A 21,122-nucleotide genomic window follows, 5' to 3' on the forward strand; every position below is an offset into this window, starting at 1 on the left:
TTTTATGACCAATAAACCTTAATATGACCCGGTTATTTCAGCTTTCGAGCCTGTTACTTTCCGAATCCATGTTCAATACGAATCGATTTATAAACAAATAAGAACGCGGTGATAGATTCCGAATGGTATAATCTTGGTAGATTGCCGGGAAAATCAAGAGAAGGTGACAAGTTGATTTCATTGTCCATATCGCTTGTGATAGGTTCCGGTGTACTGCATGCAATTTGGAACCTTTTTACCAAACAAAGCCGAAATAAAATTGGCTTTTTGTGGTGGACCCAATGGGTTGGGATCGTGATATACATTCCGTTCGTCTTTGCAGTAGATCAAAGTTGGACACTTTCCCTGGTCGGATCTCTCCTGCTTGTCGCATCCATACTCTTTCATGGGGTCATGGGCTGCAAAAGCAATTGGCGTACGATATTATTGGGTGGTATCCTTGCGCCCGGAGGATATTTTCATCAATATTGATTACAGTTGGTGTTATTCTATTGGGAATTTGGGGAAGTAAGGCGGGGAAATCAATGCTGAACTCAATCATTCAATCATTAAAAAACAGAAACGCTTCCATAATGGGACAGGAAAATCTGTTCAAATCTTCGGTGTTGGTTCCGCTTGTTGAACACAACGGCGAGCTGTGCATTCTTTTTGAAGAGCGGGCTCACCATCTCAAGCGGCAACCGGGAGAGATCTGTTTCCCGGGGGGGAGAATCGATCCGACAGATGAAGATGAATTGGCTGCTGCCATCCGTGAGACAAGGGAAGAATTGGGTCTGGGAAATAGTTCCATCGAACCGCTCGGGTCGCTGGATTATATTGTTACCCCTTTTCAAATTGTTCACCCGTTTGTAGGGAGGATCGCCGATTTTGCTAAAATTCGGCCGAATCCGGATGAAGTAGCCAGTGTATTTTGTGTACCTCTCGCGTATCTGAGAAAGGCCACACCGGGACTCCACTACGTGGATTTGAAGGTAATCCCTCCGGAGGATTTTCCGTTTGATCAGATCCCGAACGGACGAAATTACAAATGGCGAACAGGGAAAATCCCTGAGTACTTCTATTATTACGAGGATCGGATCATTTGGGGATTGACGGCAAGGATCCTGCATCATTTTCTGGAAATGACAAAATAAAAGAAAATCCAAGAATAACAAGTGGACCCTACGCCGGGTCCACCAATTGAAATCCTTCTTGTTTGAGAGCCGACTTTGCTTCCGCGATCGTTTCCGGATCTTCCGCCACCAGAGTATGATAGTGAAGTCCGCCTGTGACTTCGGAAAACAGCGGGAACGGAGAATTGGCTCTTTTTTCAAGAAACTGTTTTACATCTTTCGGGGTTACAATATTTAATTCGCCTTTCAACCGTCCATAAACGGGATGATCAATAAACACGTCCTCGACGGCCACATGATGCGCAACAAGAATCTCCAACTCTCGTTTCAATTGTTCAGGCGTATGGATGATCCCCAGAATTTCACGATATTGCGTTTTGGAACCCTGTTCGAGGACATAACCTTGTGTCGTGCTCACTATCTTGAAGCCGTCCTTGCGCAGCAGTGCGATGTCCTGAACCACCGTTTGCCGGCTGACATCCAGCACATCGGCAAGGTAGGAGCCTGGAACCGGTTGATCAGATGATTTTAGGATGTCCAGGAGTTGGTCTTTTCGATTCATGCCGAGGAAGCCCTCCAATACCTATTTTTTCCAGATTATGAAATCTGCAGCATCCGGTCAATGGCGACCTTGGCCCACTCTGCGATCTCCGGTTTCACCTGAATAATGTTGCGAGGAGTTCCCGCCAAAATATTTTCAAGTGACCAGAGCAAGTGCGGACGGTCGATGCGGTTCATTGTGAGACACGGACAAATCATCTCGTTCAAGGAAACAATAAATTGCTCAGGATGTTCCTGTGCCAATCGGTTCACCAAGTTGTGCTCGGTTCCGATCGCCCATTTTGTACCTGGAGGGGCGTTGCGGACGGCTTTGATTATATAATCGGTTGATCCGTTTTCATCTGCCAGCTGAACCGTTTCGTACATGCACTCCGGATGGACAAGCACCCGGATATCGGGATATTTCGACCGGACTTCATGGACGTGGCGCGGTTCAAATTTCGTATGAACCGAACAATGCCCCTTCCATAGAATCACCCGCGGATCGCCTTCTCCGTGCGGATACTCGATTTTCATCTCTTTTGGATCATACACGCACATTTCGTTCAGCGGAATTCCGAATTTCACTCCCGTATTTCGTCCCAAGTGCTGGTCGGGGAGGAAGAGAATCCGCTTTTTGGCCTGCAGAGCATAAGCAAAAATCTTTTCCGCGTTGGAAGAAGTGATCGTCAGTCCGTCGTGCTTTCCGACAAATGTTTTGATTGCTGCGGTCGAATTGACGTAAGTTACAGGAATAATGGATTCACCAAATTGTTCGGTAATCACTTCCCAACATTCTTCCACTTCCTGATCATCCGCCATATCGGCCATCGAACAGCCTGCCTTCATATCGGGCAGGATCACGATCTGATCGTCGGAAGTCAAAATATCGGTCGTTTCTGCCATAAAGTGTACGCCGCAAAACACAATGTATTTCGTGTCCTGGAGCCCTGCGGCAATTCGCGCCAACTGCAGGGAGTCACCGCGGTGATCCGAAAAGACGATCACATCATCCCTTTGGTAGTGGTGCCCGAGAATCACCAAGTCTTTACCTAATTCCTGTTTGGCAGCAGCAATGCGGTGGTCCAATTCCTCCGAAGTTAAAAGCGAGTATTCGCTGATTGGTTCCTGTTGAATGATTAGGTTTTCCGTAACAGACATTTGAAAATCCCCCCGTAAATATTATTGAAGGTCCAGGCTTATATCCAGCGCTTTGACGGAATGGGTCAGCCATCCGAGCGAAATGATGTCAAGACCTGCAACGGCGAACTCCCTGACAGTGTCCGGGGTGATTCCGCCCGATGCCTCGGTGATGGCCCGGCCGCTTACAATACGCACAGCCTCCTCCAGCATTGCAGGAGACATGTTGTCCAGCAAAATGACATCAACGCCCGCTTCAACCGCTTCTTTCACCTGCTCCAATGTGTCCGCTTCCACTTCGATCTTGACCAGATGGCCGATGCCTTTTTTGATTTTCTCGACGGCAGCCGTTAGGGAACCGGCGGCAGCAATGTGATTGTCTTTAATCATGACTGCATCGTAGAGGCCAAACCGGTGATTGACGCCGCCGCCTATCGTCACGGCGTATTTGTCAAACAGGCGGAGTCCGGGTACCGTTTTTCTCGTATCGGTGATTCGGACCGGCAGATCTTCGACTTTTCGGCACACATCACGCGTCGTGGTTGCAATGCCAGACATTCTTTGCAGCATATTCAGCGCTACCCGCTCGGCAGAAAGGACGGCACGAGCGCTTCCGGTCACTGTTGCGAGAATGTCTCCGGGCTTCACATCGCTTCCGTCCGGAAGGTGAACTTCGAAGCGAACTTGTGGATCGAGCAGTCGGAAAGATTCTTCCGCTACCGGGAGCCCGGCAACCCTGCCTTCCTGTTTTGCGAGTAATGTCCCCCTGATTTGGGTACCCGGCTCAAACAGCAGATCGGATGTTAGATCCCGGCTGCCGACGTCTTCAATAAGCGCTTGCTGCAGAAACTGGCGTACGAGTAACGGATTCATGGTTACCTCCCTGGATCGAATGAGTTTGATAATCGGATACAGTTTCCGGGTAATCTTCGCGAAAATGGGCCCCTCTGCTTTCCTGACGCCAAATCGCAGCACGCACAACCAAGAGTGCCGAGGTGAGCAGGTTGCGGTCCGGACTTGGAAGGTCGGGAAGTTCATCATGCCAGGCTTGAAGCTGATTCAAGGCAAGATTCAACCGTTTCCCATCCCGGACAATACCTGCATGAGTCCACATTACTTCCTGCACTTTCTGTAAAAGGTTGCGGCTTGGGAAAGTGTTCATTTTCCCAAGCTCGGCGGGAAGAAAAGAAGGTTTGACTTTCTTCAGGGAATGCTGTGTGAGTCCGGCCAACGCTTTTACTGTGCGCCGAGCCATGACAAGTCCTTCTAACAGGGAGTTGCTCGCCAATCGGTTCGCTCCGTGAAATCCGCTGGATGCTGCTTCGCCGATCGCAAACAGTCGTGGCACCGAAGTGACACCGCTGTCGTTTGTTTGAATGCCCCCCATTGTATAGTGGGCTGCCGGGACTACAGGAATCAAGTCCGCGGAAGGGTCAAGACCCATTTTTCTGCACGAGTCAAAAATGGTTGGGAATCTTTCGCTGAACTTTACGATCGAACGTGCATCGAGATACACATCCCGTCTCGCCTTCATTTCGGCATAGATCCCTCTTGAAACCACATCGCGGGAGGCCAGATCTCCCCACTCGTGATAATCCCGCATGAAGCGGGTCCCATCCGAGTTGACAAGTATCGCACCTTCACCGCGAACCGCTTCCGAAACAAGCGGGAGAGGGTGTGCATTGGTTTTAAGAGCGGTTGGATGGAACTGGATGAACTCCATATCCCGCAGAACGGCACCCGCTCTGTAGGCGAGAGCATATCCGTCACCAGTGCTTCCGATGCTGTTGGTTGTATATTTGTAAAGTTGACCGAGCCCGCCGGTGGCGAGAATCACCGCTTTTGCACGAATCAACAGGACGTGGCCGGCCGAGTCGATTCCGATTACCCCGGCACATTCACCATCTTGCATCACCAATTCAGCGACAAACGTGTTTTCCCGTACATCAATTCCTTGATTTGAAAGCACATGAGGGATAAGTGCTTCAATAATTGCACGTCCTGTCGCATCACCGCCTGCGTGAACGATTCGGTTACGGCTGTGGGCACCTTCTTTGCCGAGAAGAAGAGTTCCGTCACGGTCGGCATCTAACTGTACGCCCATTTGCTGCAAGAAAAAAATCACCTCCGGTGCAAGGTTGACAAAAGATTCCACCGTTTGTTTCTCACATAATCCCTGACCGGTGCGAAGAGTGTCCGTTCCATGCAAGAACGGGGTATCATCCTGTGACAACGCGGCTGCTATGCCGCCCTGAGCCAAATTACTGTTGCTTTCACCAATTGTTCCCTTTGTGACAAGTGTCACCCGGCCATGTTGAGAGGCAAGCACACTGAGTGTGAGGCCGGCAATTCCGGAACCTACTACAATATAGTCCGTATCTATCAGATTCCACATGGCCACCCGTCCTTTTCTTATAAGATTGCCTGTAAATCTATGTTCCTATTATGAAACCTGCTGTGGTATACTGTCAAGACAGGTGTAAAATCAGGTGTAAAGTAACTGCACATCCTATAGATTCCAGTGAGGTGTTTTGAATGCCGGAGCTTACACGATATTTCGATCATGCGGCAACTACTGTCATGCCAAAAGAAGTGTTTGATGCGATGGCACCTTATTTCCTATATGACTTTGCCAATCCCGGGAGTTTGCACCAGTTCGGCTTTCAGGCGAAAGAGGCATTAGAGGGAGCCCGGGCTGCTGTGGCAAAAACGCTTGGGGCTTCCAGCAGAGAAGTAATTTTTACCGGCAGCGGAACCGAATCAAACAATCTGGCCGTTCTGGGCGGCGCACGCCGCATGCGTAAACTTGGAAAAGGGAATCACGTGGTGACAAGTTCGGTGGAGCATCCGTCCATAAGGGGAGCATGTCAGGCTCTGGAGAGTGAAGGATTTCGGGTTACGTATGTGCCGGTTGACGGTTCCGGAAGGGTAAATGTGGTGGACATTCGCAATGCGATAGGTCCCGATACCGTCATTGTCAGCGTTATGCATGCGAATAATGTGGTGGGGACGATTCAGCCAATAGCTGAGATTGGGGCCATCACTCGGGAAAAAGGGATCTTGTTCCATACGGACGCTGTGCAAAGCTATGGCAAGATACCTGTCAACGTAGAGGAGCTGCAGGTGGATCTCTTGACCATTAATGCGCATAAAATCGGTGGTCCGAAAGGTGTAGCCGCACTCTATATCCGGAAGGGAGTCCGAATAGATCCGATTGTATATGGCGGGGGACAGGAGCGGGGATTGCGGTCCGCCACCCCGAATGTGGCGGGCATTGTGGGGTTCGCGAAAGCAGCCGAAATGGCAATGAAACAACTGCTGAAAGAACGGAGTCGGCTGGAAGGATTGCGTGTAAAACTCATTGAACGTTTAACCGCAACTGTGCCGGGATGTAAAATCAACGGCGATTTGAACAACTGTCTCCCGACCCTTATCAATATCAGCATAGACCGGATCGAGGGACAGGCTCTGATGCTTGAATTGGATCGGCTTGGATTTGCCACATCCAGCGGCTCCGCTTGCAGTTCTACGGATCACGAACCTTCCTACGTGCTTCTTGCAATGGGAAAATCGAGAGAGGTGGCTCTCGAGAGTTTACGGATTACGATGGGCAGAACGACAACAGAACAAAGTGTGGATGAACTGGCAGAAGCGTTGAACGTTGTGGCCAAAAAATGGCGGACTGCCGTAAATGTTCCCGGAATTTCCCGCTGAAAAATTTTTTAGCCCAATAAGGAAAAAATTTGAAGGAATTTGTAGAATAGTGTCGAATTATGACAATACAACAACCGAGTACACTAAAATTTACATTGTAAAAACAACTTGGTTGTTCATGAAGTGGTGCGCACCTGGTAAGTCATACAAAAACGAAAGGAGGGAAGGGCATGAAAAAAATCTATGCTTTCCTTGCTTTTGCCGCTTTTACCCTTGCAACACTCATTACGACAAATGGTTCTATTTGGACCTAAGATCAACTCAGGAAAAAGAACTGAGAAAGAACTGGCATTTTTCCAGTTCTTTTTCTTTTTTTTTACAGTTAGGTAGTGATTCCGCGCCCAATTAATTGTAAAATTAAACTGACTATATAGGGATAAATTATGTTTAAGGAATCGATAGCATGCATTGACTCCGATGAACATCATTGAGGAGGCAAGAGTTTGTGAAAGATGTCAACTGGTATACCGGTTCTCTTTTTTCTTTGGGTGTTTTTGCGTTCGTTAAATCACTTTTTACATGGAATATAGATCCGATATGGCCTTTTATTCTGATCACAGCGTTAGTCATTGTGCTGGACCTGTTTCCCATTATATTGCCAAACGGACATGAATTCGTATTTGGTTCCATCGGGAGCCTCCTGATATTGTTCGAATTTGGTTTCTCCGCATGCATGTTATCGTTTGTCATCAGTTACACTTTTATATTTTTGAAAAAGTATCGTTCCTTTCGCAAGATCAAATGGTTTCGTTATTTTACCTCGTTGGGAATGACCTTTATAGCGTTATCGATCTCCTATGCGTTAATAAACGTTACAGAAAATATAAATCTATTGATTCGGGTGTTTTTGGTGGCCTCCGCGTTTGAAATTATAAACTATTTCCTGTTCATCGGAATCAGGCGCACAGTTCTCGGAATTCCCGTGTCCCATAACTTAACGACCACAATCCCAACACAGATGATTTTAATCTTGACATATGTAACTGCACTGCCGCGTTTGCTTTCGATCAACAGCCATGATTTGATTAAGCTGGGGAATGAATTAATCTCCACGGCAATTTTCATGCTGATTATCATCTTTCTCTCCCGGGCGTACAGTAAAGATATTACCAAACGAAAACAAACTGAAACCGAGCTCCGTAAAAATGAAGCCAAATACCGTCATATAACAGAAAATACATCCGATTTGATTTGGGTTCTTGACGTGAACGGGGTGTTTCGGTATGCTTCCCCGTCAAGCAAATGGGTTCTTGGACTTGAACCGGAGGAATTGGAAGGAAAATTTATGATTCGGCGGGTCCATCCCGAGAATGCGTCGAATTTGAGAAAAGTGTATACGGAGGCAATTCGGACAAAAAGGTCCTATCAAGCCGAATTTCGCTACCGACATTCTGGTGGAGATTGGGTAATTATCGAGGCGCACGGGAAACCTGTAATCGGTGAAAATGGAGATGTGGAAAGTATTGTGGTGGTAGCGCGCGACGTCACGAAACGGAAGCAAACGGAAGAACTGCTGCGAAAATCGGATAAACTTTCAGCCGTAGGCCAATTGGCAGCCGGTGTGGCACACGAGATACGGAATCCGTTAACCACGATAAAAGGATTTCTTCACCTCATCAAATCAGGCAGCTGCAAAGTAGAGTATCTGGATATCGCTCTGTCGGAAATCGAGCGTATGGAATCGATTATAAACGAGTTTTTGATGCTGTCCAAACCGCAAGCGAAAAACTTCAAGATCACCGACCCGAGGATCCTGATCAAGAATGTCATCACACTTCTCACAACGCAAGCGATATTGAAAAATGTTCAGATTCTTTACGAGTTCGATTCGAATGTTCCCTTCGTGATGTGTGACGAGAATCAACTGAAACAGGTTTTTATTAACCTAATTCAAAATGCAATTGAAGCTATGCCCGACGGCGGGAACATTTTGATTCATGTAAAAAAGCCTGATACCGGTAATATATTGATTCGGGTGATCGATCAAGGACACGGGATTTCGGAAGACCGGATTCACAGACTCGGAGAACCTTTTTACAGCACAAAGGAAAAAGGGACGGGCTTGGGGCTGATGATCAGCTATAAGATTGTTCAGGAACACAATGGGACTATCGAAGTCCAAAGCAAAATCAACGAGGGCACAACCGTTGATGTACTTTTGCCCAGTTATCGTGAAGAAGCGGGTGGATTTGACGCTCAATCACAGAATCGGTAAACTGATAGAGTAGGGTGCCCCCAGTTGAAGAAGCACTAAGGGGATCACCCTACTTTTCTGTTTTCGAATGTGAATTCGTTTTCATGCAAGAAGGAGGGAAAATTCTTTTGCGACCAAGATATCTGCGAGTATTGGGTTTACTTTCTCTCCTTTTCTCTTTCCTCTGCGTCCCCGTTCAGGCAGAAGAAGGTCGGGTGCTGCGAGTTGCTTTCGATAAAGATTTACCCCCGTTTTCGTCTGTTGACGAGAACGGGAATCCTGCCGGTTTTAATATCGATTTGTTTAGAGAGTTAGCTGAAATTCGTGGGTATGAAGCAGTATATCTGCCTATGAATTGGGAAGATGCGATTCAACAACTTCAGCAGGGAAAAATTGATGTAGTTCTGGGGATGCAATATACAAGTGCCGGTGATTCAGTCTTCGATTTCAGCGAGTCTTATTTTACAATGTCTGAGGTGTTGATTGTCCCTAAGACGGACGAATCGATTTTTAATCTGCACGATCTTAAGGAAAAAGTAGTATCCGTGCAAAGAGGGGATGCCGGAATTGAATTGCTCGAAAATGTCCGAAGAGTAAAAACAGTTGTTTCTTTTAGTCAACCTGAGGCCCTTGAATTGTTGTTCATGGAGCGTGCCGATGCATTCATCGGAAACCGGTGGACTGCGGAATTCTATTTAAAGAAGAAGAATTTGCAAGACAAATATATCACCCGAACGGGCATGATCAACCCATCCGATTATGCATTTGCCGTAAGAGAGGGGAATTACCGTTTACAAAATGAGCTGAATCTCGGACTGGCAGAACTTCATAGGACCGGTACATACGGTCGACTCTACAGCCATTATTTTGAGCCTTACTCGCTCCATGTAATAGGGGGATGGAGAAAGCTCGTATATGGTTTATTGACCGTGACGGGTCTTGTGTTGAGTGTGCTCGTTCTGATTTTCCTTTGGAATCAACGCTTAAAGGCGGAGGTTCGCAGACATACATCTGCATTGGCAGATAATCTCGCCTATCAAAAACAGGTCATGGACAATGTCGATAATGGAATTATTTCTGTTAGTCCGGAAGGAAAAACAACACTGATCAACGACGTCGCAAGTGACTTGCTTGCCATTCAAGCGGATGTGTTGGGGACTCCCATCTCTCAATATTTTCCTCAATTTCCGATAAACGAAGCGCTGGAAAAGGGAGAACCAAAAAAGCACCACGGCGAGCTGCGTCTTCAAGATGGGAGCGGGCGGATTCTCCACTACTATATGGCTCCGTTAACCAATGGTACAGGCGACTTCACAGGGTGGATCATCAGTCTCCAGGATCGAACAGAACAGAAACATTTGCAGGCCCGATTGATTACACAGGAAAAAATGCGGGCGCTTGGGCAATTGGTGGCTGGAATTGCTCATGAACTCCGAAATCCGCTAACTGCAATCAAAACATTTTCTGAGTTGCTCCCGAAGAAATTGGATGATTCCCGGTTCCGGGCGGAACTCGTTCAGCATGTTCCGGAAGAAGTGGAACGAATGAATCGAATTGTGGAAGACCTGCTCGACTATGCCCGGGAAAAAACCATACAAACACAATGGGAGAATCTTACTGAAATTATTCAATCTGTGTTGCGACTTTTTGATAAAAAAATCAAAAGCGAAAACATCCGGGTAGCTGCGAATCTGCCGTCAAAGATTCAGGTATTGGGGGATCGTGGACGGATCAAACAGGTTGTGATTAACCTGATCATGAATGCGATAGAGGCAATGGGCAATTCAAGTGAAAAACACTTAACGATTCATGCCCAAATAAAAGAGGAAGCTGTGCTGCTATTCATAACGGATACCGGTGAGGGCATGGAAGAACCTGTTCTCCGACATCTCTTCGAACCTTTTTATACCACGAAAACTCAAGGGGTAGGATTGGGGTTGTATATCAGCCAAAAAATCATGGCTGAGCACGGAGGACATATTGAAGCGATAAGCAGAAAAGGAAATGGCAGTACTTTTATTTTGCATTTTGGGAAAAAGGAGGGAGAACATGACGAACGTATTGATCATCGATGATGAAAAAGCCATCTGCTCATCTCTTTCATTTGGACTGGAAGACGAATTCGGCGTTTGGGCGGTTACCGATCCGGAAGAGGGTTTGCATTTACTCGACGGAGCATCCATCGATTGCGTTCTGTTGGATCTGAATCTTGGGCATCAGAATGGTCTCGATATTCTGCCCCGCATAAAAGAAAGAAAGCCGGATATCTCAGTCATCATCATGACTGCCTATGGGACAATCGAGTCATCGATTGCGGCGATCAAGGCGGGTGCCTATCATTATATCACCAAGCCTCTGAACATGGATGAGGTGAAACTGGTGCTCCGCAAGGCGCTTGAAATCCAGCAACTGCATCAGCAAGTCAGAGTGCTTAGCGATGCGGTGAAACAGAAACATTCTTATGCCGGAATGATCGGCAAAAGCGAACCGATTCAAAAGGTTTTTCAATTAATTGAAAGAGTGAAGGATATTCCCTCCAATATTCTTATTACGGGAGAAAGCGGAACGGGAAAAGAGTTGGTCGCACGGGCCATTCATTATCAAGGAATACGAAGGAATGAACCGTTTTCGGTAATTAACTGCGCGGCGATTCCTGAACAATTGCTGGAGAGCGAGTTGTTCGGACACGAAAAGGGAGCGTTCACCGGTGCATTTCAGCGAAAAGAAGGTCTGTTCGAGCGTTCCAAAAACGGAACCATCTTCCTCGATGAGATCGGTGAAATGCCGCTGTCGTTGCAAGCCAAGATTTTGCGTGTAATCCAGGAGCGGGTCGTGACACGACTTGGTTCCTTTGATTTAATCGACACGGACGTCCGAATTATCGCAGCCACCAACCGCAATCTGCAAGAAGAAGTGGCGAAGGGGAACTTTCGCGAGGATCTATACTACCGGCTGAATGTTATACCGATCCATATGCCTTCTTTAAGGGAGCGTCAAGAGGATGTACCGCTTCTGATGGAACATTTTCTAACGTTCTATTCGGCCAGTATGGGGAAAAAGAAAAAGACCTGCAGTCCGGAAACGAAAAGGATTCTTTATGACTACCCTTATCCGGGAAATGTAAGGGAGTTGGGAAATATCATTGAATACGCAGTGGCACTTTCTCAGGATGACATTATAAAGACTGACGATCTCCCGGCGTCTGTTGTATCCGGCAATCCACCTGAGAAAGCCAGTCGATTTATGGAAGAAGGGCTGTTTATTCCTGCCGGGCTTACTATGGGGGAAGTGGAGAAAAAAATGATTCTTTACACCTTGGAAAGAAACGGCGGCCATCGCCTCAAAACTGCGCAGCAGTTGGGAATCAGTGAACGGGGGCTGCGGGATAAGCTCAAACAGTATTTAAAAGAGGGATAAATGAGTTAAGTTTTTTGGATTCGGCAAAATTAACCGGTAAGCCCGGCAGATTTTGCCGATTTTTTCACTCTGTTTTTTTCCGGACTTATGAAAGCGGTTGCAATTAAGCCTAAGTTTTAAGTTGGTATTGTTTTTGCTAGATAACTTAGAATGAAACATTAATAGAAGGAGACCGCAAAGGGGTCCTCTCCTGAAGCCAATTTTAAGGATTGGGTTAGTGAAAGCGATTTCAATTTTTACAAGGGGGTTACAGAAATGAAAATTAAAAAAGCGTTGGCATTATTCGCTGCTCTTTCGTTATCCGCAGCAACAATCGTTGGATGTTCCGGTTCTTCGGGAACCAGTTCCACGGGAACTAAAGAAGCGCAATCATCGAAAGCGCCTGACCGGATTACGATTGCAACCGCAACAACAGGCGGTGTGTATTATCCGGTAGGAAATGCATTAGCGAAGCTTTGGACGCAGAAAAATAGCGTTCAGGCAGTTGCGCAGACATCGGCAGGCGGTGTTGCCAACCTTCAGATGATGGCGAAAAAAGAAGCGGAAATCGCGTTTGTCGAAAGCGGAATCGCAGACTATGCGGTGAACGGAACTGAAATGTTTGAAGGCAAGAAAATCGAGAACATTCGGGGATTGACAAGTTTGTATCCAAACGTTGTGCACATTTTGGTTAAAGCAGATTCGGGAATCAACTCTTTGAAAGATATCAAAGATAAACGAATCATTCCGGGCAGCCGCGGCTCTTCCTCCGAAGTGAACTCCCGCAAGATTCTGGGTGCGTACGGTTTGGATTATGTTAAACGTAAAGACGTGAAAGCCGACTTCATGGGATTCAATGAATCTGCAGAAGCATTGAAGAACGGACAGGTAGACGTGGTTTCAATGACGGGGGGCATGCCGCTTGCTTCGGTGCTCGACGTTGCAACCAGTTCGAACGTGAAACTTTTGTCTCTCGACAAGGATACTGTGGACAAGCTGGTGAAAGAAAATCCGTACTTTGTTCCATTCACAATCCCGAAAGGCACTTATAAAGGCCAAACGGAAGATGTTTTGACTGTGGCCGTAACCAATCTGTTGGTGGTACGGGCCGATATGCCGACCGATTTTGTTTACAATCTGACAAAAACCATGTACGAGAATCTGCCGATCTTGATCGAAACCCACAAAGCTTTGAAGGATCTTAACAAAGACGTAGCGATTACCGGCATGAACATTCCTCTGCATGAGGGAGCCAAGAAATACTTCAAAGAGATCGGGCTGAAAGTCGACGGCAAGTAAAGACAGATTCTCCGTCTGTCTTACTGCAAGAGGAGGATCATTTACAATGCAGGAAACGAAAAAGGAGTTACAGACGACGACCGAACATGATTCGGTCGATATCGACAAACTTCTCGAAAAAGTAGACCATGAGTCGCGTTTTCGTAAGTATGTAGGGCCGATGGCTGTAGTCATCACGGTAATTGCCATTGCAATGAGTGTGTTCCAGCTTTACACAGCCGGATTCGGCCTTCTGGAATCAATGAAACAACGTTCTGCCCACCTATTCTTTCTGACAGTTCTTGTCTTCTTGTTGTATCCTTCCAGCAGGAAGACAAGCAAACGAAAGCTGCCGACACTGCTGGATTTCTTTTTTGTGGTTTTGGGCGCGATACCGCCGTTGTATCTGTTCTTCCGGATTGACCAAATCAATCTGGGCGGCGGTCTGCTCGACGATATCGATTATATCGTCGGAGGCATTGGGATTGTGGTCCTTTTTGAAGCGGCCCGTCGGGTATTGGGCGCCGGTCTTACGACGATCGCATTTGCTTTCCTGCTTTATTCTCTGTTTGGCCACTATATTCCGGGTACTTTCGGCCACCGGGAATTCAGTCTGGAACGGATTATTGAGCATATGTATTTCACGCCTGAAGGGATCTTCGGAATACCGCTTGGCGTATCTTCCACTTATATTTTCCTGTTTATTCTGTTCGGTGCCGTTCTCAGCGGGACGAAAATGACACAGTTCATCAATGATTTTGCGCTTTCGCTTGCTGGACGGACACCTGGTGGACCTGCCAAAGTGGCAGTTATTGCTTCCGGTTTCATGGGCATGATTACGGGAAGCTCGGTGGCAAATGCGGCGTCGATCGGATCATTCACTATACCATTGATGAAAAAATACGGGTATCGTCCGCACTTCGCCGGAGCGGTGGAAGCCGTCGCTTCCACTGGCGGGCAAATCATGCCGCCTATCATGGGTGCCGCAGCATTCATTATGGCTGAGTTTTTGAGCATTCCTTACAGCCGAGTGATGATGGCGGCAATCATCCCTGCGTTCTTCTACTATCTCGCCTGCTGGGTTATCATTCACCTGGAAGCCAAGAAGAATGGCCTTAAGGGACTTTCTGAAGCTGAGGTTCCAAACCTCAAAAATGTGGTGAATGAAAGCGGGCACCTGATCATTCCGGTTGTGATTCTCGTCTGGCTGCTGGTTAGCGGTGTAACACCGCTTTATGCTGCGGTTTGGGGTATTGTATCTGCAGTGGTAATCAGCTTCTTTCGCAAACATACGGCGATTGGTTTCAAAGGATTGCTGCAAGCTTTGGAGGCGGGAGCACGAGGGGCGTTGGCCGTTGGGATTGCATGCGCCATCGTCGGTATCGTAATCGGCTCGATTTCACTTTCGTCACTTGGATTGATCGTTGGAAACAGTATTATTGAACTGGGGGGATCCAGTTTGTTCCTGACCATGTTCCTGACAATGATTACCTGTTTGGTCATGGGAATGGGGGTTCCGACCACTCCAATGTATATCATTGTGGCAACTGTTGCGGCACCGATTCTTACGTCTAATTTTCACGTACTGCCGATTGCGGCCCATATGTTTGTGTTTTACTACGGGGCTCTTGCAGAAATCACGCCGCCTGTTGCGCTGGCTGCATTTACTGCTGCGGGAATCGCTCGCGCGAAGCCGTTCAATGTGGCGGTTACCGCTTGCCGTTTAGCTTTGGCCGGCTTCGTCATTCCGTATTTCTATGTCTATAGTCCTGTGTTGCTGCTGGAAGGCAATAATTATGTAGAGATTGCATGGGCAACATTGACCGCGACACTTGGAATCATTTCCCTTAGTATTGCGGTACAGAACTGGATGTATCACAAGACGAATATTATCCAGCGGGTCGCAATGGTGGCTGCCGCGGTTCTGCTGATTATTCCCGGTTTGAAAACGGACATTGCAGGCCTTGTACTGTTTGGTCTTGTACTGGTTTGGCAAAAAATGTCCGCCAAGTCACAACACAATACGATTGAGGCAGGCAAACTGCCCATATAATTTAGGTGATAGAATATTCATGGGGAGTGTGCTGATGTCAGGTGATGATATTAGTACTTACTCCCTGAATTTTTCGTTTTAGAAAATCAAAAAATCGAGTAAATCACGATGGATATCAGCAAGGTGATCAAGGCTGACTAAAAATTGAAAGGGTTGTTGACTGATGGGACAACTCATTTTGCATAAAGTGGAGCAGCGGTTCCATGCCCCACGTTTATCAGATGTAGCCGGCAAGGCCCGTTCGGAACTTCAACGGATTTCCGCGAATCTGGATCTCAATGGGAAACGCGTGGCTGTCACCGCGGGCAGCCGTGGGATTCAAAATATCGTATTGATTCTGCAAACGGTACTCGGATTTTTAAAAGAAAAAGGGGCAGAACCCTGTATCGTCCCCGCCATGGGCAGCCATGGCGGAGGAACGGTCGAAGGACAGCTGAATATGCTGGCATCCTTGGGAATTACGGAAGAAACAATCGGGTTTCCGATCAAACCGACCATAGAGGTTGTGGAAGTGGGACGTTACAAGGATATCCCTGTCTACCAGAATCGGAATGCGTTTGAAAGTGACGCGATTGTTGTGGTGAACCGCGTCAAAACGCATACGTCTTTTAAAAGCAAGCTGGAAAGCGGGTTGTCCAAGATGCTTGTGGTCGGTTTGGGTAATCCTGCCGGAGCGGCAAATATTCACCGATTTGGCATAGAAGGGATGAAAACCCTGATTGAACCGATGGCCAGTATGATTCTTGACAAAACTCCGGTTTGTTGTGGATTGGTAATTATCGAGAATGCCGAAGAGGCAACAGCGGACATTGTCGGAGTGCTGCCCGGCGAATGGATCGACAAGGAAGCGGGATTACTGATCGAATCAAAATCGTTGATGCCCTCGCTGCCTTTTCGGAACATCGATTTGCTGATCGTGGAAGAAATGGGCAAATGTTATTCGGGAACAGGTATGGATACGAATGTGATCGGGCGAGTGCGCATTCACGATACCGAAGATCCGAACAACCCCTACATTAAGAGGATCGCGGTTCTGGATCTTGCGGAAAGCTCACACGGCAATGCGACAGGCATCGGGTTGGCCGATATCACTACCCGAAAGTTGGTCGACAAGATCGACTTGCATGCAACGTATTTGAATGTGATGTCGTCGACATTCGTACTGCGGGCGATGATCCCGATGACCGCTCCCAATGAGGAGAAGGCGGTCGGATGGGCAATACGTTCTTTTGGAGAAGTTGACGTCAACCAACTGCGGATTGTCCGCATCGCGAACACTCTGCATTTGCAGCATTTATGGGTTTCAGAGGCCCTGCTTAGTGAAGTTGAAGCTCTAAGTCACGTTGCGAAATTGCAAGAAAGCAGGATAATAGAGTACGATACTTCCATGTAACGCTGCTGAGCCTTGATGAATAACGAATTTGCAGTTAGATAGATTTATTATGACTACTTGGAGAGTTGAGAGAGGGGGGAACCGAATTGAAGCCGGACATTATACAAGAGTTGATTGAAATCACGGATCGGGACCGCGTTCTGGATTCGCTGGATGAGAGATACAGCTACTCATATGACGCTTCATTCGGTACTTTTCTGCCTGATGTGGTGGTGTTTCCCACGTCGGCTGCAGAAGTCGCAAAAATCATGAAACTCGCCTGCCGGGAAAAAATCCCGGTCACGCCAAGGGGCGGGGGTACGTCGCTCAGCGGTGGACCGCTGCCTGTCGCAGGCGGTATAGCTATTGTCATGACCCGCATGAATAAGCTGATGGAGATCGACCGGGACAATTTGGTCGCAGTCGTTGAACCGGGAATTATCACGGCAGACCTGCAGAAAAAGGCGGAAGCAGCAGGCCTTTTTTATCCCCCTGATCCAAGCAGTTCCAGTGTTTGTACAATCGGAGGCAATTTGGCCGAAAATGCGGGCGGACCGCACGGTCTTAAATATGGTGTTACCAAGCACTATGTAATTGGATTGGAAGTGGTGACACCGCAGGGAGAGATCATCCGCACCGGCGGCATGACCGTTAAAAATGTGACAGGGTATGATCTGACACCCTTGATTATCGGTTCTGAAGGTACGCTCGGCATCATTACGAAGGCAATCTTGCGGTTAATCCCGAAGCCTGCCGCCAGAAACACACTAATGGCCGTGTTTGACGATTTGATTGATTCGGGAAGGGCGATCAGCGGAGTGCTTACGAACGGCATACTGCCTGCAAAAATGGAGATTATGGATAACGCTTCGATCCGGGCGGTTGAAGACTATATGCCGTGCGGAATGCCAGTCGATGCGGACGCCATCATTCTGATTGAAGTGGATGGACATCCGGTCGCCGTGGAAGAGGAGATTCAAAAGGCTGCCGAGATCTGCCAAAAATACAACGTTCGGGAAATAAAGATTGCGCAAAACGAAACGGAGCGGGAAGAACTGTGGAAAGCGCGGAAGCTTGTTTCTCCGGCGATCACTCGGGTGAAGCCGACCAAGATTTCGGAAGATGCGACCGTTCCCCGCAGCAAAATACCGGAAATGTTTGAACGACTCCGTCAAATCCGGGAGCAATACAATGTTCATCTCGTTGTGTTTGGTCATGCGGGTGATGGCAACCTGCATCCCAATATTATCGCGGATGCACGGGACATAGAAGAAATGCGGCGGGTGGAAGAAGCGGTAGGTGAGATTTTTAAGGCGGCGATCGAATTGGGCGGTACATTATCGGGAGAGCACGGAATCGGAACGATGAAAGCTCCGTATATGGAGATGGAGCTGGGAACCGTCGGGCTTGATATGATGCGTCGAATCAAGCAGGCATGGGATCCCGACAACATCCTGAACCCTCATAAAATTTTTCCGCAGCCGGGACAAACACGGGTGGTGCTGACACAATGAACGAATTGAAATCGTTCTTGCAATACGACAAGACATTCAGCTGCGTGCAGTGCGGATATTGTCTTCCTGCCTGTCCGACATACAAGGTGTTGGAAAAAGAGTCTGCTTCCCCGCGCGGACGCATCGCTCTTGTGAAAGCGGCGGCGGAGGGCAAGATTGACGTGCTTGACCACCTCGCCGAGCCGATTGATTTGTGTCTCGGGTGCCGAGCTTGTGAAACCGTATGCCCGACAGAAGTGAAATATGGAGCGATCTTGGAAGGTGCGAAACACACTATCCGGCTCGAAAGCAAACCGACATCGGCCGTAAAAGGTCTGCGCCGATTTGTGTTCGAGGGACTGTTTCCGCATCCGGGACGGATGAAAGCAGTGACAGGATTAATATGGCTCTATCAAAAGTCAGGGCTTCGCAAAGCGGCATTTTCACTTGGCATTACTGACAAACTGCCGTTCCATATGGGGGAGTTTGAAAGGGCATTGCCCGAGGTTCCGTCCCCTCTTTCGTTTATGCGCAAAAAAACGGCCGTTCAGCCACAAGGGAAACCGAAAGCGAAAATTGCTTTTTTTGCCGGATGCGTGATGGACTCTCTTTTCTATGAAACTAATCAGAAAACGATTGAATTGCTTGCTGCCGCCGGGTGTGAAGTGATAATCCCGACAACTCAGACCTGCTGCGGCGCACTCCACGCCCATGCGGGGGAACTTACACAGGCAAAGGAATTGGCCAAACGCAACATTGCGGCATTCGAAGAAACCGGAGCGGACTGGTACATCAATAACGCAGGAGGCTGCGGCGCGATACTGGTGGAATATGACCATTTGCTGGCCGATGAACCGGAGTGGGCGGAACGGGCCCAACAATTTGCGGCGAAAAGCCGTGACATCAACCAGATCCTGTCGGAACTCGGACCGCTGCCGTTTCGGAAAGAAATTCCGCATCGCCTCACTTATCAGGACTCCTGCCATCTGCGGAATGTACAAAAAGTGGCTTCCCAGCCGAGACAACTGCTGCGTTCCATACCGGGGGCTCACTATATTGAGCTGCCGGGAGCCGACGGATGCTGCGGTTCAGCCGGAATTTACAGTTTGGTTCAGTATGACACGTCCATGCAAGTCTTGGATGACAAGATGAAATCTGTAGCAACCACCAACGCTGCGTTCGTGGTGACATCCAATCCGGGATGTCTCCTGCAGATGCGGATGGGTATCCGCCGCGCTGGGCTCGAAAACAGCATGAAAGCGGTGCACATTGTCGACCTGCTGCACGAAGCCTGCGATTTATAAGGAGGAAGACCATGAAAGAGATCAAGGGGATTTCGGTTATCTCCCTCACCCCCTTTACGGAGTCCGGGGAGGTTGATGAGGCAAGCCTGCGTAAGACCGCCGGCTCCCGGCGTTGACCAAAGAACCATGGAGGAACTTGTAGAACTGATGCAGTTTCTCGGCTTGGAAGGAGAGAAATACTATATGGATCTCGGCTTAAAAGGCAAATCAGTATTGGTGACAGCAGCAAGCAAAGGGCTCGGCAAAGCGAGCGCATTGGAATTTGCACGCGAAGGGGCGATCGTGACGATCGCAAGCCGCAACCTGGACGAGTTGAAGAAGGCAGCGGCTGAGATCGAAGCCGCAACCGGGCAAGCGCTGCTGGTGGACGGCGGCACGGTGAAAGCGTTGTAATCAGGGGAATTGAAGTATTTCAAAAACTGATCAAGGTGGGGGTCACGATGGATACAATCCGGAATGTTTACTGTGTAGGCCGGAATTATAAATTGCACGCCCAGGAATTGGGGAATGACGTTCCCACATCTCCGATGATTTTTTCTAAACCGACTCATGCTCTTGTGCAAACTCAGGGGCAGGAAGTAGTTCTTCCCGCAGACCGCGGGGAAGTGCACCATGAAGCGGAATTGGTTATCCATATCGGCAAGCCTTACACAGCGGGTGCCAAGGCGGACGATATCATCGACCGCATCGCATTGGGAATCGATTTCACGCTGCGCGATGTGCAGAGCGAATTGAAGAAGAAAGGGCATCCGTGGCTGGCCGCCAAGGGCTTCCGGAATTCGGCGATTATCACGGAGTTTCATCCTTTCCCGGGTGTGGAAGGATGCAAGCAGACCGATTTTTCGCTGCTCAAAAACGGAGAACAGGTGCAACGCGGCAACATCAGTGATGTGATATTTGACTTTCAGACGATTATCGATTTTATCGCCGCTAATTTCGGCCTCGGAGCGGGAGATATCATTTATACGGGTACACCGGCCGGAGTCGGCCCTGTGGCGAACGGAGACCGTATAGAATTGAAATGGGGTAAAGAAGTTCTCGGACAATGCACGATTAAAATGGGATAGAAGAAACGGGATCGACCGGGGTATCGATTCTGAATAATTCTCACTCTTTTCGTCCTAACCGTGAGAACCCGTCATAGTCTAGACCAGCCCCTGATTAACCACCGTCACTGGTGGTCCTTTTTCTGCAAAGGCTTTGTTATCGTTTAATGTATACCAATTTGCCGTAACGCCTGGGATTTAGGTCGATGATGGTGGAGACATCATCGTGTTCCAGCATGGTACAGATCGGGGGGCGTGGGCGGATCCAAGATCGCCTCTCCACTTTCCAATCCGGATACCAGTGGCGAAGTTCCCGGTATCCGCAAATCCAGGACACCGAGTCATGCCGACTGGCGAGCAACAGCCGCTTGTTCCGTTTTGTGAGATGCCGAGAAGCAGCGAGCCAGAGCCGCCGGAAGAAACAGCAGGCAATTAGATGCCTCCATCGCGATTGTTGGGGTGATTTAAAACAGTCAAGAG

Annotated in this window: 16 protein-coding genes and 1 pseudogene; 13 read left to right on the forward strand and 4 right to left on the reverse strand. The window is 48.2% G+C overall.

What is annotated here, in order from left to right; all coding sequences use genetic code 11:
* Window positions 1–524: 524 nt before the first annotated feature.
* Window positions 525–1,133: an NUDIX hydrolase gene (locus ACFO8Q_RS05290; protein WP_380024689.1), complete on the forward strand. Its 609-nt coding sequence runs from the start codon at window positions 525–527 to the stop codon at window positions 1,131–1,133.
* A 28-nt stretch (window positions 1,134–1,161) separates the two neighbouring features.
* Here ACFO8Q_RS05290 and ACFO8Q_RS05295 read toward each other — a convergent pair whose 3' ends face one another.
* From ACFO8Q_RS05295 to ACFO8Q_RS05310, 4 genes are read right to left on the reverse strand one after another with little or no spacing between them, the layout of a single operon-like run.
* Window positions 1,162–1,674 carry a 3H domain-containing protein gene (locus tag ACFO8Q_RS05295; RefSeq protein ID WP_380024690.1) on the reverse strand — a complete coding sequence of 171 codons (513 nt, stop codon included), beginning with the start codon at window positions 1,672–1,674 and terminating at the stop codon, window positions 1,162–1,164.
* Between the two features lie 35 nt (window positions 1,675–1,709).
* A complete protein-coding gene (nadA, locus tag ACFO8Q_RS05300) occupies window positions 1,710–2,813 on the reverse strand; it encodes a quinolinate synthase NadA (RefSeq protein WP_380024691.1) in 1,104 nt (367 codons plus the stop codon).
* A gap of 21 nt (window positions 2,814–2,834) precedes the next feature.
* Window positions 2,835–3,665 carry a carboxylating nicotinate-nucleotide diphosphorylase gene (gene nadC / locus ACFO8Q_RS05305; RefSeq protein ID WP_380024692.1) on the reverse strand — a complete coding sequence of 277 codons (831 nt, stop codon included), beginning with the start codon at window positions 3,663–3,665 and terminating at the stop codon, window positions 2,835–2,837.
* Window positions 3,619–5,187: an L-aspartate oxidase gene (locus ACFO8Q_RS05310; RefSeq protein WP_380024693.1), complete on the reverse strand. Its 1,569-nt coding sequence runs from the start codon at window positions 5,185–5,187 to the stop codon at window positions 3,619–3,621. The genes nadC and ACFO8Q_RS05310 overlap by 47 nt, the downstream gene beginning before the upstream one ends.
* 140 nt (window positions 5,188–5,327) lie before the next feature.
* Between ACFO8Q_RS05310 and ACFO8Q_RS05315 the strand changes: the two genes are divergently transcribed.
* The 12 genes and pseudogenes from ACFO8Q_RS05315 (at window position 5,328) to ACFO8Q_RS05370 (ending at window position 21,078) form a co-directional block, all read left to right on the forward strand.
* Window positions 5,328–6,506, forward strand: coding sequence for a cysteine desulfurase family protein (locus tag ACFO8Q_RS05315; RefSeq protein ID WP_380024694.1), 1,179 nt, complete (start codon window positions 5,328–5,330; stop codon window positions 6,504–6,506).
* Window positions 6,507–6,951: 445 nt separating this feature from the next.
* Complete coding sequence (locus ACFO8Q_RS05320) at window positions 6,952–8,721, forward strand: PAS domain-containing sensor histidine kinase (RefSeq protein WP_380024695.1); 1,770 nt, start codon at window positions 6,952–6,954, stop codon at window positions 8,719–8,721.
* A gap of 107 nt (window positions 8,722–8,828) precedes the next feature.
* Window positions 8,829–10,775 (forward strand): transporter substrate-binding domain-containing protein, encoded by a 1,947-nt coding sequence (locus tag ACFO8Q_RS05325; RefSeq protein WP_380024696.1) that lies wholly within the window; start codon window positions 8,829–8,831, stop codon window positions 10,773–10,775.
* Window positions 10,750–12,117 (forward strand): sigma-54-dependent transcriptional regulator, encoded by a 1,368-nt coding sequence (locus ACFO8Q_RS05330; protein ID WP_380024697.1) that lies wholly within the window; start codon window positions 10,750–10,752, stop codon window positions 12,115–12,117. The genes ACFO8Q_RS05325 and ACFO8Q_RS05330 overlap by 26 nt, the downstream gene beginning before the upstream one ends.
* Before the next feature lie 255 nt (window positions 12,118–12,372).
* Window positions 12,373–13,395: a TAXI family TRAP transporter solute-binding subunit gene (locus ACFO8Q_RS05335; protein WP_380024698.1), complete on the forward strand. Its 1,023-nt coding sequence runs from the start codon at window positions 12,373–12,375 to the stop codon at window positions 13,393–13,395.
* A gap of 46 nt (window positions 13,396–13,441) precedes the next feature.
* Window positions 13,442–15,427 (forward strand): TRAP transporter permease, encoded by a 1,986-nt coding sequence (locus tag ACFO8Q_RS05340; RefSeq protein WP_380024699.1) that lies wholly within the window; start codon window positions 13,442–13,444, stop codon window positions 15,425–15,427.
* 163 nt (window positions 15,428–15,590) lie between these two features.
* Window positions 15,591–16,820 (forward strand): nickel pincer cofactor-dependent isomerase, group 22, encoded by a 1,230-nt coding sequence (locus tag ACFO8Q_RS05345; RefSeq protein WP_380024700.1) that lies wholly within the window; start codon window positions 15,591–15,593, stop codon window positions 16,818–16,820.
* Between the two features lie 86 nt (window positions 16,821–16,906).
* Window positions 16,907–18,313 carry an FAD-binding oxidoreductase gene (locus ACFO8Q_RS05350; RefSeq protein WP_380024701.1) on the forward strand — a complete coding sequence of 469 codons (1,407 nt, stop codon included), beginning with the start codon at window positions 16,907–16,909 and terminating at the stop codon, window positions 18,311–18,313.
* A complete protein-coding gene (locus tag ACFO8Q_RS05355; RefSeq protein ID WP_380024702.1) occupies window positions 18,310–19,596 on the forward strand; it encodes a (Fe-S)-binding protein in 1,287 nt (428 codons plus the stop codon). Before ACFO8Q_RS05350 ends, ACFO8Q_RS05355 begins: the two co-directional genes overlap by 4 nt.
* 183 nt (window positions 19,597–19,779) lie before the next feature.
* A pseudogene (locus tag ACFO8Q_RS05360) lies at window positions 19,780–19,950 on the forward strand (SDR family NAD(P)-dependent oxidoreductase); the annotation flags it as partial.
* Window positions 19,951–20,036: 86 nt separating this feature from the next.
* Window positions 20,037–20,663 (forward strand): fumarylacetoacetate hydrolase family protein, encoded by a 627-nt coding sequence (locus tag ACFO8Q_RS05365; protein WP_380024703.1) that lies wholly within the window; start codon window positions 20,037–20,039, stop codon window positions 20,661–20,663.
* A gap of 205 nt (window positions 20,664–20,868) precedes the next feature.
* Window positions 20,869–21,078 carry a hypothetical protein gene (locus ACFO8Q_RS05370; protein ID WP_380024704.1) on the forward strand — a complete coding sequence of 70 codons (210 nt, stop codon included), beginning with the start codon at window positions 20,869–20,871 and terminating at the stop codon, window positions 21,076–21,078.
* The last annotated feature ends 44 nt before the right edge of the window (window positions 21,079–21,122 follow it).

Origin of the sequence: Effusibacillus consociatus (genome assembly GCF_042652925.1) — a bacterium.
In the GTDB taxonomy this organism is placed as follows: Bacteria; Bacillota; Bacilli; order Tumebacillales; family Effusibacillaceae; genus Effusibacillus; species Effusibacillus consociatus.

Coding starts and splice junctions, on each gene's coding strand:
- ACFO8Q_RS05365 (WP_380024703.1), top strand. CDS start 20,037: ATGGATACAATCCGGAATGTTTACTGTGTAGGCCGGAATTATAAATTG.
- ACFO8Q_RS05345 (WP_380024700.1), top strand. CDS start 15,591: ATGGGACAACTCATTTTGCATAAAGTGGAGCAGCGGTTCCATGCCCCA.
- ACFO8Q_RS05295 (WP_380024690.1), bottom strand. CDS start 1,674: ATGAATCGAAAAGACCAACTCCTGGACATCCTAAAATCATCTGATCAA.
- ACFO8Q_RS05315 (WP_380024694.1), top strand. CDS start 5,328: ATGCCGGAGCTTACACGATATTTCGATCATGCGGCAACTACTGTCATG.
- nadA (WP_380024691.1), bottom strand. CDS start 2,813: ATGTCTGTTACGGAAAACCTAATCATTCAACAGGAACCAATCAGCGAA.
- nadC (WP_380024692.1), bottom strand. CDS start 3,665: ATGAATCCGTTACTCGTACGCCAGTTTCTGCAGCAAGCGCTTATTGAA.
- ACFO8Q_RS05310 (WP_380024693.1), bottom strand. CDS start 5,187: ATGTGGAATCTGATAGATACGGACTATATTGTAGTAGGTTCCGGAATT.
- ACFO8Q_RS05355 (WP_380024702.1), top strand. CDS start 18,310: ATGAACGAATTGAAATCGTTCTTGCAATACGACAAGACATTCAGCTGC.
- ACFO8Q_RS05290 (WP_380024689.1), top strand. CDS start 525: ATGCTGAACTCAATCATTCAATCATTAAAAAACAGAAACGCTTCCATA.
- ACFO8Q_RS05335 (WP_380024698.1), top strand. CDS start 12,373: ATGAAAATTAAAAAAGCGTTGGCATTATTCGCTGCTCTTTCGTTATCC.
- ACFO8Q_RS05330 (WP_380024697.1), top strand. CDS start 10,750: ATGACGAACGTATTGATCATCGATGATGAAAAAGCCATCTGCTCATCT.
- ACFO8Q_RS05340 (WP_380024699.1), top strand. CDS start 13,442: ATGCAGGAAACGAAAAAGGAGTTACAGACGACGACCGAACATGATTCG.